This window comes from Aphanothece stagnina RSMan2012 (assembly GCF_046764815.1).
Taxonomy (GTDB): Bacteria; Cyanobacteriota; Cyanobacteriia; order PCC-6307; family Cyanobiaceae; genus NIES-981.
On record NZ_JBKOUC010000001.1, the window covers coordinates 155,369 to 168,684 of the forward strand.

The window sequence follows — 13,316 nt, forward strand, 5'->3', positions numbered from 1 at the left end:
CGGAATGGGCGTCCTCGGGCCGAGCAACAGTGTTAGCTTCCGGCCAGAACCATTTCTGGCGGAGCGTTTGTCCGATGTTGCGTGTCGCAGTGGTGGGCGGCGGCCCCAGTGGCTCCTGTGCCGCCGAGGTCCTCGCCAAGGCCGGCATCGAAACCTGGATCTTCGAGCGCAAGCTCGATAACGCCAAGCCCTGCGGCGGCGCGATCCCGCTCTGCATGGTGTCTGAATTCGACCTTCCGGAATCGATCATCGACCGGAAAGTGCGCCACATGAAGATGATCTCGCCCTCCAACCGGGAGGTGGACATCAATCTCGAGAATGAGGCCGAGTACATCGGCATGTGCCGCCGGGAGGTGCTCGATGCCTTCCTGCGCAACCGTGCGGCCGAGCTGGGTGCCCATCTCGTCAACGGCCTGGTCACGAAGATCGACACCGGGGCGAACCGCCAGGGCCCCTACACGCTCACCTATTCCGATTACGGCACCGGTGAGGCCACCGGCGAGACCAGGACCCTGGAGGTCGACCTGATCGTCGGCGCCGATGGGGCCAACAGCCGCGTGGCCAAGGCCATGGATGCGGGCGACTACAACGTGGCGATTGCCTTCCAGGAACGGATCAAGCTCCCGGCCAAGGAGATGAGCTACTACGAGGATCTGGCGGAGATGTACGTCGGCACCGACGTGTCCCCGGACTTCTATGCCTGGGTGTTCCCCAAGTACGACCATGTGGCGGTCGGCACCGGCACCATGCAGGAGAACCAGTCCCTGATCAAGGGTCTGCAGGAGGGCATCCGGCTGCGCGCCAGGAAGCGGCTGGCCAATGGTGAAGTCATCAAGGTGGAGGCCCATCCCATTCCCGAGCATCCCCGCCCCCGGCGGGTGGTGGGACGCATGGCGCTGGTGGGCGATGCCGCCGGTTACGTCACCAAGAGCTCCGGTGAGGGCATCTATTTCGCGGCCAAGAGTGGCCGGATGTGCGCCGAGCAGATCGTGGAGTCCAGCCAGGGCGGCCAGAGGATCCCCACCGAGGCGGATCTCAAGAAGTACCTCAAGAAGTGGGACCGCCAGTACGGCGCCACCTACAAGGTGCTGGAGATCCTCCAGAACATCTTCTACCGCAACGATGCCGCACGGGAGGCCTTCGTGGAGATGTGCGATGACAAGGATGTGCAGCGGCTCACCTTCGACAGCTACCTCTACAAGCGGGTGGTGGCCATGAACCCCTGGCAGCAGTTGAAGCTCACCTTCCTCACCCTCGGCGCCGTCCTGCGGGGCAATGCCCTGGCTCCCCAGAGCTACAAGCCGGTCGACAGTGCCGTGCGGGACGACGATGAGGTCAATGCGATGCTCGCGGTCAGCACCATCAAGGGCGGCATCCGGATGCGCGGCGAGCCGACCCCAGGCTCCGAGGCCGGCGGCCGTGATGCCGTGGAGGTCGAGCGGGACAGCCGCGAGCCGGTTCTCTCCGGCAAGTGAGCCTGGCGCAGGCGAGGGCGCGCCCCTGAACGCGCCCCGCTGAGGACCTCACCCTGAGGACCTCACGCCAAGCACGTTCCGCGGCGGGCGTCATGTCCCGGGGGGGTCAGCCCGTGATGCGACTGAAGTCTCCCAGCACCGCGGCCTGGTTGCGGAGCACCCCGAGCAGGGCCAGCCGGTTGGCTCGCACGCCGGGGTCCTCCGCCATCACCATCACGCTGGTCTCCCCATCGAAGAAGGCTGCCAGAACCGGCGCACTGTCAGCCAGGGCAGCCGCGAGACCTGCGTATCCCTGGGCCGTGGAGGCCGAAGCCAGGGGTTCCAGCCGCTGCAGTTCGGCCAGCATCGCCCCCTCGCTCGGCTTCTCGAACAGGCTCGGGTTCACCACCTGCGCGGGGCTGAGCAGATCCGGGGCCAGCTCCGCCTTGTCCGCCAGCCGTGCTGCCCGGGTCACGACGGCCTGAATCGCCATGAGCGTGCCCCGGCTGCGCAGATCCTGCAGCAGCCGGGCCCGGACGCGCACGTCACCGGGGTCGCCCAGCAGTCGCCCCGTGGCGGTGGACTCACCGGCCACGGCCTGGACCAGGTCGCTGTCGAGGCCTTCCTCCTCGAGCAGGCTGCTGATCCGCTGGCGGAGGAACTCCATCAGCTCCAGCGCCAGCCCCTGGGGATCGGGAAGGCTCTCGGGCAGAAGCGTCGCCCAGTGGCTGGTGCACCGTTCCAGCAGGGCGACCAGATCCACGCGCCACCCCTGCGACCAGAGAATCTGGAGGATTCCGTTACCGGCTCGACGCAGGGCGTAGGGATCGGAGGAGCCGGTGGGACGCTCCCCTTTTCCGAAGATGCTGAGCAGCAGCTCCAGCCGCTCGGCCAGGGCCACAACCGCACCGGCTGCGGTGGCCGGCAGGGCATCACCGGCCCCACGCGGCAGGTAGTGTTCCAGCACCGCCACGGCCACCTCCCGGGGCTCCCCCTCCGCCAGGAGGTACTTGGCGCCCATCACGCCCTGCAGTTCAGGGAACTCCCCCACCATCTGGCTGACGAGGTCGTGCTTGCAGAGGTGGGCGGCCCGGCGGGCATGGTCGGCGTCGACGTCCGGCAGGGGCAGGGCCTCCAGCAGCACGTCGGTGCACCATTCCATCCGCTCGACCCGGTCCCGCAGGGACCCCAGCCCCTCGGCGAAGGTCACCCGGGCGAGCTGGTCGCGCCGGTCGATGCTCGCAACGGCGCGGTCGGCGTCCACGAAGAACCGGGCATCCGCCAGCCGCGCCTTGAGCACCCGTTCATTGCCACGGCGCACCAGGGAGTCCGCGGCGGGGAGCCCGTTGCCGATGCAGAGAAACCTGGGAAGCAGTGCGTCAGCGGCCTCGAAGGCCAGCGGGTCGACCGCCGCCCCCTGCCGGTACAGGGGGATGTAGCGCTGATGGGCGCGCATCACGGTGCACAGCACCTCGGCCGGGAGGGAGAGGAAGGAGGGTTCGATCGATCCCTCGATCAGCTGGGGGGCCTCGACCAGATCGGTGAGCTCCTCGAAGAGACTGTCGGGCAGGTCGGGGCGGGCCTGCAGTGCCGCAGCGGCCTGCTCCACGCCGGAGCGGATCAGCGCGGCCCTGCGCTCCCGCTCCACCATGACCCCAGCCGCTCCGAGCGTCTGGCTGTAGGCGTTGGCGGCCGCAATCGGAACCGCGTCGGCATGGAGCCGGTGTCCGCGGCTGAGGCGGCCTGAGCGGATTTCCGGATCCGTACCTGGGAGGCTCAGGGGGACGACCGTCTCATCGAGCAGGGCCACCAGCCAGCGCAACGGTCGGGAGAAGCGGCTCTCGCCCTCGCCCCAGCGCATGAACCGCCTCCCCTGGAGCCCCTGGATCCAGGCCGGGATGAGCTGGGCCATCACCGCAGCGGTGCTGCGGCCCGGCTCGACCCGGCTGGCGAAGACGAAGGGGCCCTTGGGCGTCGCCCTCACCTCCAGGGCCTCGGGCTCCACCCCGCAGCGACGGGCGAAGCCGATCGCCGCCGGCGTGGGCTGCCCGTCCCTGAACGCCTGCTCCGCCGGCGGACCCTTGCGTTCTTCGCTGGCATCCGGTTGACGCTCCGGCAGTCCTTCCACGCTGAGGGCCAGCCGTCGCGGCGTGCTGGTGCAGTGGATGGCCCCGTGGACCAGGCGCTGATCCCGCAGGTCCGCCCGCACGGCCGTCTCCAGCTGGGGCAGGGCCAGCCGGGCAAAATCTGCCGGCAGTTCCTCGGTACCGATCTCCAGCAGAAACGTCGACAAGGGATGGGCTTCGGCAGCAGCCAACTTTATGGAGCCGACCCTGGCGGACCGACTTCAGGACCTGCACCGTTCGCTACCGTCAGGCGGATATCGGGTGGTTGCCGTAACCGTGACGTCTGGGTCGACGAAGTTCGAGCAACTCAAGGCCACCAGTGGGCATCTTCGCGAGCCCTTGCTCACGGAACTCGCCAATGCGGATCCGAACTTCACGGACAGTGCCGTTCAGATCCTGAAGTTCCACGGCAGCTACCAGCAGGACAACCGCGACAACCGTCAGAAAGGCCAGTCGAAGGACTGGCAGATGATGCTGCGCCTGCGCAACCCGGCCGGCCGGGTGCCGGCACAGCTCTACCTGGCCATCGACGAGCTGGCCGACCGGCTCGGCAACGGCACCCTGCGCACCACCACGCGCCAGGCCTTCCAGATGCACGGGGTGCGCAAGGACAACCTCAAGGAGGTGATCGGCACCATCGTGCGCTCCCTGGGCTCCACCCTGGCCGCCTGCGGTGACATCAACCGGAACGTGATGGCTCCGGCGGCCCCGTTCTCCAAGGGCGGCTACCCCGCGGCCCGGCAGCTGGCCGACGACATCGCGGATCTGCTGGCCCCCCAGGCCGCCGAGGGTTCCTACCTGGATCTCTGGGTCGATGGGGACCTCAGCTACCGCATCAAACCCAGCCCAGCGGCCCGGAAGGTGAAGGAGGCCCAGCACCAGAGTGGGGTGTACAGCGGCGACTCCGAGGAACCCCTCTACGGGGCCACCTATCTGCCCCGCAAGTTCAAGGTGGCGGTGACGGTTCCGGGAGACAACTCGGTCGATCTGCTCACCCAGGACATCGGCCTGGTCCTGTTCACCGACCCCCAGGGGCGCCCGCAAGGGGCCAATGTCTACGTCGGCGGCGGCATGGGCCGCACCCACAACAAGGAGGAGACCTTCGCCCGCACGGCCGACCCTCTGGGTTATGTGGCCTATCCGCACCTGCTGGAGCTCGTGCAGGCCATCGTGGCCCTGCAGCGGGACCATGGCGACCGCCAGCTGCGCCGCCATGCCCGCATGAAGTACCTCATCCACGACCGGGGCGTGGACTGGTTCCGCCAGGAGCTCAGAGCGACGTACTTCGCCCATCCGATCAAGGGGATGCGCCTAGAGCCGAAGGCGAAGCTGGAGGATTATCTCGGCTGGCACCGCCAGAGCCAGGGCCTCTGGTTCGTCGGCCTGCCGATCCTCTGCGGTCGGATCTCCGGAGAGCTGAAGCCGGGTCTGCGGCGCCTTGTTGACACCTACAAGCTGGAACTGCGGCTCACCCCGAACCAGGACATCCTGCTGTGCAACATCGGCGCGGCCCAGCGCAGCAGCATCCGCGCCGAACTCGAGCAGCTCGGATTCGCCTCCCCCGAGGCTCCCCGCCCCCTGGCCCGCCACGCCCTCGCCTGTCCGGCACTGCCGCTCTGCGGGCTGGCGGTGACCGAAGCGGAGCGCGTGCTCCCCGATGTGCTGGAGCGCCTGGAGGTGCTCTTCGAGACCCTCGGGATCACCCGACCGGTGCTGGTCAGGATGACCGGCTGTCCGAATGGCTGTGCGCGGCCCTACATGGCGGAGATCGGTCTGGTGGGCAGCGGCGTGGACCAGTACCAGCTGTGGCTCGGCGGCACCCCCAACCTCAGCCGCCTGGCCGAGCCCTACCTGGAGCGCCTGCCTCTGGCCGAGCTGGAGACCACGCTTGAACCCCTGCTGCGTGCCTGGCAGAGCGCCGGAGGGCGGCGCAGCTTCGGTGATTTCGTCGCCAGGACCGGCCGCCCGGCCGTCGAAGCCATGCTGGCGGCGGCCTGAACCATGGGGCACCTCCTGATGGGGCTGAGCTCCCTCCTCGGTGCCCTGCTGCTGATCAGTCACGCCGAGCTGCCCCTGCAGGCCCAGGGGCGCCGGGCACCGGCCCTGCCGGCCTCGAAGCCCACCATCTACGACCCCGATCCCCTCACCTGCCAGCCCGCCACCATCCGGGAGGCGTTCGAGCGGCAGCTGGAGCCCTACGCCAGCCAGAGCCCCACCGTGCTGGCGCAACTGCGGAAGGTGCAGCTCGACATGACGCGCTCCAGTCTGCAGCGCTGTGTGAGCAAGGGCCTCATGGACAGGGAGACGGCTTCGGCGCTGTGGACGGAGCTCGTCAGCGCTCAGACCACCGGCTCCACCCGTCCGTAGAACGCGGCGGGCTGCGCGGTGCGCCAGGCCCACAGCTGATCTCCCCAGCTGAAATGCCACCACTCGTTCGGGTGCTGGGCGAAGCCGCTCGCCTCCATCACCTGGCGCAGCAGGGCGCGGCGACCGTGCCAGAGCAGCGCCTCCTGCCGCTGCTGCTGGTCAACACTGCGCTGCGCCAGCGCGCCGAAGTGATCCGGTTCGGACACCGCCCCGAGCGCGTCGATCGGAGATCCCATGGCGAGCTCGAGCCCGGACTGATCGGCCAGGGTCAGGTCCACGGCGGCACCGGTGCTGTGGGGGGGAGGGCTGAGGGGGTCCGGACTCGGGGGGGCCCAGAAGCGAGCCACCTCCACCTCCACTGCCTCCCGTGCCGGTGATGCCGCGTCAGGGTCCAGGCCCAGCTCGGCGCAGCGCTGCCGGATGGTGTGCTCGACCATGAAGGCCTGCACGGCTACGGGGCGCCAGCCATCGAAGATCGCCAGCCGCCACTCCGGCCGGAGTCGCTGCAGGCTGGCCTGGGCCATCAGCAGACGCTCGATCACCCCCTGGCGCAGCTGGAACGGTCCGGCAGCGGCGCCATAGGGCGCCCCGAGGGCGCTGTAGGGATGGGGCTCCAGACGGAGCAGCTCCGCGGGCAGGGGACAGAGGGGCTCGGAGCTGGGCTGGATCGCCAGGCCATTCCAGGGACGCAGCGCCATCGCGGGCCGAACGGCAGCGTCCAGTCTGGGCCAGCCGCGTCCGTGGCTGGCTGGCACCTGTCAGTTGAGCCGCACGGCGGCAGTCAGCCGCGCCCGCTGGCGGGCCAGCAACGCCGCGAGCTGGGGATGGTGGGCGAGCTCCGGGTCCTGTCCCAGGATCTGCTGGGCGACGCGGCGGGCCTGCTCGAGCACCGCCCCGTCGTCGCTCAGGGACGCCAGGGCCAGATCCGGCAGGCCCGACTGCCGGGTGCCGAGCACCTGGCCAGGGCCCCGCAGGCGCAGATCCATCTCGGCGATCTCGAAGCCGTCCGTGGAGCGCACCAGCACGTCCAGCCGCTGCTTCGCCTGGGCCTGGCGACTGTCATTGAGCAGCAGGCAATGGGAGGCCGCCGCACCCCGGCCCACCCTGCCGCGCAACTGGTGCAGCTGGGCCAGGCCGAAGCGCTCGGCATGCTCGATCACCATCACCGAGGCCTCCGGCACATCGACGCCCACCTCCACCACGGTGGTGCTGACCAGCACCTGGCTCTGGCCGGCGGCGAAGGCCTGGATCGCCTTCTGCTTCTCCTGGCTGGCCATGCGGCCATGCAGCAGCCCGACCATGAGGTCGGGAAAGATCTCCTGGCTCAGCTGCCGATGCACCTCCACCGCGGAGCGCAGATCGAGCTTCTCCGATTCCTCCACCAGGGGGAGCACCACATAGGCCCGCTGGCCCCGGGCCACCTCGTCCCGGATCAGGCTGTAAGCCCGATCCCGTTCGGAGCCCCGCAGCAGGGTGGTCCGGATCGGCGTCCGCCCCGGTGGGAGTTCATCGATCTGGCTGACCTCGAGATCCCCGTGCAGGGACAGGGCCAGCGTCCGTGGGATCGGGGTGGCCGTCATCGTGAGCAGATGGGGCTGGAGGCCCTTCGCGAGCAGTCGGTTCCGCTGGGCGACTCCGAAGCGGTGCTGCTCATCCACCACCACCAACCCCAGCCGGGCGAAGGCGACCGGATCCTCCAGCAGGGCATGCGTGCCGACCAGAAGCTGCAGCTGGCCATTGGCCAGGTCCGTGAGCAGCTCCCGCCGCCGCCGCGCCGGCGTGGAACCGGTGAGCAGAGCACAACTCACGTGCAGCTGGGGCAACCAGGCAGCCAGCTTGCGGAAGTGCTGTTCGGCGAGCACCTCCGTGGGGGCCATCAGGGCGCCCTGGCAGCCCGCATCGATGGCCGTGAGCAGGGCGCCGATCGCCACGACCGTCTTGCCGCTGCCCACGTCCCCCTGCACGAGGCGGGCCATGGTCTGCTCGCGGGCCAGGTCGGCGCGGATCTCATCGAGCACCCGCTGCTGGGCCGCCGTGAGGGGGAAGGGAAGCAACGCCAGGAAGCGCGTCACCAGACTGTCGCCGCCGGGGCTCTGCAGCGGCTGGGCGGGCCGGCTGGTGAGTTCGCGTCGCCGTGTCAGCAGGCCCACCTGGAGCAGCAGAAATTCGTCGAACACGAGCCTGTGGCGGCTGGCCCGCAGCAGCTCCTGCGTCGAGGGGTTGTGGATCTGTTGCAGGGCCTGGGGCCGATCGATCAGCTGCTCCACCCGCCGCAGGTCGGCGGGCAGAGGGTCCCCCCACTGCTCGACGAGGGGGAGCACCGCGGCCATCGCCTGGCGCAACCTGTCCGCACCCAGTCCCTCGGTGAGCCCGTAGACGGGCATCAGCCGGCCGATGGCGCTGTGCCGCACCGGGGCCTGGGGGCTTTCGAGCACTTCGATCAGTGGATCCTGGAAGGCAGGCCCGTAGGGGCTCTCCTTCACGAGGCCGCTGACGGCCACGGTGGCTCCGGGCGGGTACTGCCGTTCCTGGCTCTTCAGCCAGCCCGGGCTGGCGAACCGCCGGCCGGCGAAGAAGCGACTGACCCGGATGCGCCCGGTGGGGTCGCTCAGGTGGAGCTCGAGGATCGCCAGATTGGGGTTGCGGGGACTGCTGAATCCATGGCAACGCCGCACCGTGGCCACGATCGTGGCGGTGCGCCCCACCTCCAGGCCCGTGATCCGCACCAGGTTGGCGTAATCGAGATAGTCGCGGGGGTAGTAATGCACCAGATCGCGCACCACGAAGAGGCCCAGCTGAGCCAGCCGCGCCGCGGTTCGAGGACCGATGCCCCGGATCTCGCCAAGGGGCGATTCCGGGTTCCAGGCAGGAGCCGGCGCTCCGCCGCGTCCCTCCGTTGAGGCCGGAGGGGCCGAGGGCGTCGCGGTGAGGCGGAGCCGCGGCGGGCCCATCGGGGTGGCCGGCTGCAGCGAGCGCCGCAGCGCGTGCAGGTGCTCCCGGCAGCGGCGCACGAGGGTCTGGCGCCGGCCCGGGCTCAGCTCCCCGTAGCCCTCGAAGGCTGCGGCCAGCTCCTGACGCTGCTGCGGCTCGGGCATTGCAGGGTCGGCCTCACGCAGGTTGCGCGCCAGAAAGCCGCTGAAGCGCTCCCGGCGGCCCATCAGGTCCGTGAAGCCCCGGTCCGCCTCCAGTTGCAGTGCCTGCTGCAGGGTGCTCAGCCAGCTCTCGGGTGTGGCGGCGAGGGGCTGGTGTCCGGCGGAGGCTGCTTCTGCTCCCCGGTGGTCGTGGGCCTGCGGTTGTCCTCCAGCCACAGCCGCTCCGCCTCGAGGGTCCGAACCCGCCGCTGCACGCGGCGATACTGCTGCGCCATTCTGCGCACCTCCTGGCGGTGCTGGAGGAGTCGGCTACGGCAGGTGCGCAGCTGGGGCTGTTCCAGTTCCAGATCGGGGAGGCGCAGCAGCACAGCGACCAGATCCATCGACTCCGGGCCCGACTCCGGCCCCGGCTCCACCGCCACGGGAACGGAGAGCCGCAGCAGGTTCGGGGGCGCCTGCAGGGGCTCCACCTGCCCGCTGAGGGCCGCATCCAGGAGACCGACGGGGAGCAGACCGCGGGTCAGGCCCAGCCTGAGGAACTGCACATTGAGGGCGTGGGAGAGGTTGCGCAGCCGTCTGGCCAGGGCCCGCTCATAGCCGTCGAGCCAGTGCAGCAGGGTCGGGGGGTCCGTGGGCAGCACCGCCCCCTCCCAGGGGGAGGCGAGCGGTTCCGGGGTCCCGGCAGCCTGGGGGGTGTCGGCAGCCTGGGTCCCCGATGGCTCCAACGCCTCGACCATCGCGTCGAGCAGGGCGGCCAGATCGGGGGCCGTTGCCCCGACCTCGGGCCACGCTGCCTCGAGGCCTGCAGGGCCCGACGCGTCCGCATCGCGGCCCTGAAGAAGGCGGGGATCGATCGGTGGCTCCATGCCCAGCTGGATCGAGCCGACGGGATCATTCCTCCCGGCCGGCCTCCCCGGGGGCCTCCCCGCCGGGCTGAACGCCTGGGGCTCCTGCGCCTCGCTGCTGGCGAGGTGCTGGGGGGGACGGCGTTCCTGGCGGGCCATCTGCGCCGCCATGGCAGCCACCTGCTCCACGGTCAGCAGGGCACTGGCCCGTCGCACCAGATCCTCCATCCGCTCGTGCAGCTCGGTGCGGCTGGACGCCGTCATGCGGCAGTAGCGGTCGGGGTGCACCTGGGTCGCCAGGTGGAAACAGGCCTGCTGGATGACCTGGAGGAGGCTCTGGCGGAGCACCTGCAGATACAGGGCCAGGTGCCGGTACAACTCCGGATTGCCGCGCTGCAGCTCCCGGCGCATGCCGGCGAGCTGGTGACGCGCCTCCAGCAGGGAGTCCACGACGGTGGCTGGGTTGGGATCGGGCAGGGGGTTGGGGAGCCGGTGGAATCAGGCGGCCTGCATGGCGGCCACTTCCGCGGCGAAGTCCATCTTCTCCACCTCGATGCCCTCGCCGAGGTTGAAGCGAACGAAGCGGCGCACCTGGATGTTCTCGCCCACCTTGCCAGCGACCTGCTTCACCAGTTCGGCCACGGTCATGGTGCTGTCCTTGATGTAGGGCTGATCCATCAGGGCCATTTCCTTGAGGCGCTTGCCGATCCGGCCGGCCACGATCTTCTCCTTCATCTCCTCCTTCTTGCCGGCCAGGTCATCACGACCCATCTCGATCTGCTTTTCCCGATCGGCCACCTCGGCCGGGATGGCGTCGGTGGTGACGTAGTCGACGGAAGGGCAGGCAGCGATCTGCATGGCCACGTTGCGGATCAACTCCTGGAAGATCTCACCCCGGGCCACGAAGTCGGTCTCGCAGTTGACCTCCACCAGAACCCCAACGCGGGCACCGGTATGGATGTAGGAGCCGATAGCACCTTCGGCGGCCGTACGGCCGGCCTTCTTCTCCGCGGAGGCGATGCCCTTCTGGCGCAGCCACTCGATGGCCTTGTCGCTGTCGCCGTTGGTTTCAGACAGTGCCTTCTTGCAGTCCATCATGCCTGCGCCTGTCTTGTCGCGCAGGTCCTTGACGAGCTTTGCCGAAATCTGAGCCATGACGTGTGGTGATCAGGTGACGATGGATGGGGATGGTGCAGGAACGGAACTCCCAGGGGACGCCGTTCAGGCGTCGTCGCTCTGCGCCTGTTCCGAGGAGCCGTGGCGCCCTTCGTTGATGGCATCGGCCAGGCGTCCCAGCACCAGCTGCACGGAGCGCACGGCGTCGTCGTTGCAGGGGATGGGCACGTCGCAGAGATCCGGATCGCAGTTCGTGTCGAGCATCGACACCAGGGGGATGTCGAGCTTGCGGGCCTCGAGGACGGCGTTGGTCTCCCTCCGCTGGTCGACGAGCACCACCACATCGGGAAGGCGGCGCATGTTCTTCAGGCCGCCGAGGTACTTCTGGAGCCGCTCAAGTTCACGCCGCAGCACGGCAGCTTCCTTTTTCGGACGCATCGCGATGGCGCCGGAGGACTCCATGCGCTCCAGATCCTTGAGCCGCTCGATCCGAGCGCGCATCGTGGTCCAGTTGGTGAGCATGCCGCCCAGCCAGCGCTGGTTCACATAGGCGGCGCCGCAACGGTTGGCCTCCAGGGCGATCACCTCGGAGGCCTGCTTCTTGGTGCCCACGAAGAGAAAGCGCTTGCCACTGCGGGCGGCACTGCGCACCCACTTGTAGGCGTTGTTCATGCAGACGGCGGTCTGCACCAGATCGATGATGTGAACGCCGTTGCGCGCGCAGTAGATGTAGCGCGACATCTTCGGGTTCCAGCGACGGGTCTGGTGCCCAAAGTGGGCACCCGCCTCCATCATTTCGGCGAGCGTGACGACAGCCATGGGATTGGGGTTGGGGTTTCGGGTTTGCCTCCACCTGCCTAGGGATCGCGGGGCCGCGGTGGTGGTGGCCTCAACGTCTGGGCTCGAGGCTTCATGGCCCCGCGACACCGGTGCGTTGCAGCTGTTGACCGTCCGCTGCGCCCCAGATCACCCGAAACACGCAGGTGTGCGGTGTGAGTGGAACCCACGAACCCTATCAAACGGGGTGCGGCGTCAGGCCAGCCCCTCACGCCGGGCCTGGGCCTGCAGCGCCCGAACGCCGATCCGGTTGAGCGGCAGGCGGAGGATCTCCATCGCCAGGGCTGCCCGATCGCGGCGGATCAACCAGGCCAACAACGGCCGCAGACTCCGCTCGTTCAGCAGGCCGCCCAGGGTGAGCAGCTCCCAGAGCAGGCGGTGAAACCAGGTGAACTGGATGATCAGGCGGACGCGGCGGGTGGGGTGCTTGCGGAAGAACACCAGGCCCATCCGGGCGCGTTCCTGCTCCACCCGGATCAGATCGGGGATCTGCTCGAGCCGCAGGGCTGGGTGCCAGTGGTAGCCGACCGCCTCCGGACAGCGGACCAGGCGCACCCCGAGCCGCCGCAGCCGTTCGCCCAGCTCAAGATCCTCCCAGCCGTAGAGCCTGAAGCCGGTGTCGAACAGGCCGGCCTGTTCAAGCACCTCCCGTGCAATCGCCACATTGCCCGTGGCGAAGTAGGCCCAGGAGAGATCCCGGAGCTTGTGGCGCTCCCGGGTGGGATCCTCGAAATCCGCGGTGTTGATGACAGCGCCATAGGTGAAGCAGCGTCGGTCCCCCCGTTCGCTCCAGCTGTGCGCCAGGGCGGCCGCATGGCTGGCCAGGAAGGAGCGGGTCACCACCAGGTCGCTGTCGATGAACACCACCACATCACCCTGGCCCGCTGCGACCCCCCGGTTGCGGGCCTCAGCCGGTCCACCGTGGTCCTGGCAGATCAACCGCACATGGGCCAGTTCGGCGGCGTGGGCCTCGAGCCAGGCCACGGTGCCGTCGGTCGAGCCGTCGTCGACCACCACCACCTCGTATCCGCTGAGGGCGGCATGGCCCTGCTGATGCTCCAGGGCCCGGAGACACTTCTCGAGGATGGGGAGCCGGTTGTAGGTGGGGATGACGACGCTGATGAACATGGGCGCCGAAGGCCGGATGGCGGGGCGGGGAGATCGGAATGGACGTGCGCAGGATGGGCCCCACAGACCCGGGCTGACTCCCAGCGGTCGTCGCCCGTGCCGGCCCACGGCCCGGGCCACAAAAAAGGGATCCCTCGGGATCCCGATCAACGGACTGGTGGGCGGCGCGACGCCGACCAGGGTTCAGTCCGCGGCTCCACCGTTGTTGGCGGTGCCGGTGACGCCGTTGCCGGCGCCTTCACCGCGGCCATCGTTGCGCAGCTTGCGCTTCTTGAACTTGCGGGCGTAGGCGCGGTTGCGTTCCTGCTTTTCCTTCTTCAGATTCCGGCGTTTGGCCATATGGTCGGCACG

Annotated in this window: 9 protein-coding genes and 2 pseudogenes; 3 read left to right on the forward strand and 8 right to left on the reverse strand. The window is 69.2% G+C overall.

Annotated elements, in window-relative coordinates; all coding sequences use genetic code 11:
- Positions 1-74: 74 nt before the first annotated feature.
- Positions 75-1,289: pseudogene (gene chlP / locus ACLNEE_RS00800) on the forward strand (geranylgeranyl reductase); the annotation flags it as partial.
- Between the two features lie 292 nt (positions 1,290-1,581).
- Here chlP and glyS read toward each other — a convergent pair.
- Positions 1,582-3,747 (reverse strand): glycine--tRNA ligase subunit beta, encoded by a 2,166-nt coding sequence (gene glyS / locus ACLNEE_RS00805; protein WP_412006673.1) that lies wholly within the window; start codon positions 3,745-3,747, stop codon positions 1,582-1,584.
- Between the two features lie 28 nt (positions 3,748-3,775).
- On the opposite strand from glyS, the gene sir reads away from it, so the two are divergent.
- Together sir and ACLNEE_RS00815 are read left to right on the forward strand one after the other, a co-directional pair.
- Positions 3,776-5,578 carry a sulfite reductase, ferredoxin dependent gene (sir, locus tag ACLNEE_RS00810; protein ID WP_411422541.1) on the forward strand — a complete coding sequence of 601 codons (1,803 nt, stop codon included), beginning with the start codon at positions 3,776-3,778 and terminating at the stop codon, positions 5,576-5,578.
- Positions 5,579-5,581: 3 nt separating this feature from the next.
- The gene (locus ACLNEE_RS00815) at positions 5,582-5,947 is read left to right on the forward strand and encodes a hypothetical protein (RefSeq protein WP_411422542.1); all 366 of its coding nucleotides are present in this window, start codon (positions 5,582-5,584) and stop codon (positions 5,945-5,947) included.
- On the opposite strand, the gene ACLNEE_RS00820 is transcribed toward ACLNEE_RS00815, so the two are convergent.
- The 7 genes and pseudogenes from ACLNEE_RS00820 to ACLNEE_RS00850 all read right to left on the reverse strand — a co-directional run bounded on the left by ACLNEE_RS00820 (position 5,920) and on the right by ACLNEE_RS00850 (position 13,304).
- Positions 5,920-6,645: a M15 family metallopeptidase gene (locus ACLNEE_RS00820; RefSeq protein WP_411422543.1), complete on the reverse strand. Its 726-nt coding sequence runs from the start codon at positions 6,643-6,645 to the stop codon at positions 5,920-5,922. The two genes, ACLNEE_RS00815 and ACLNEE_RS00820, sit on opposite strands and share 28 nt — an antisense overlap.
- 60 nt (positions 6,646-6,705) lie before the next feature.
- A complete protein-coding gene (gene recG / locus ACLNEE_RS00825; protein WP_411422562.1) occupies positions 6,706-9,162 on the reverse strand; it encodes an ATP-dependent DNA helicase RecG in 2,457 nt (818 codons plus the stop codon).
- Entirely contained in the window at positions 9,159-10,334 is a 1,176-nt protein-coding gene (locus tag ACLNEE_RS00830) for a hypothetical protein (protein ID WP_411422544.1), read from the reverse strand. Before ACLNEE_RS00830 ends, recG begins: the two co-directional genes overlap by 4 nt.
- Positions 10,335-10,382: 48 nt before the next feature.
- The gene (tsf, locus tag ACLNEE_RS00835) at positions 10,383-11,039 is read right to left on the reverse strand and encodes a translation elongation factor Ts (RefSeq protein WP_411422545.1); all 657 of its coding nucleotides are present in this window, start codon (positions 11,037-11,039) and stop codon (positions 10,383-10,385) included.
- Positions 11,040-11,111: 72 nt separating this feature from the next.
- Positions 11,112-11,819 (reverse strand): annotated as a pseudogene (gene rpsB / locus ACLNEE_RS00840) (30S ribosomal protein S2); the annotation flags it as partial.
- A 213-nt stretch (positions 11,820-12,032) separates the two neighbouring features.
- Complete coding sequence (locus tag ACLNEE_RS00845; protein ID WP_411422546.1) at positions 12,033-12,965, reverse strand: glycosyltransferase family 2 protein; 933 nt, start codon at positions 12,963-12,965, stop codon at positions 12,033-12,035.
- Between the two features lie 183 nt (positions 12,966-13,148).
- Entirely contained in the window at positions 13,149-13,304 is a 156-nt protein-coding gene (locus ACLNEE_RS00850; RefSeq protein WP_006171625.1) for a hypothetical protein, read from the reverse strand.
- Positions 13,305-13,316 lie beyond the last annotated feature (12 nt).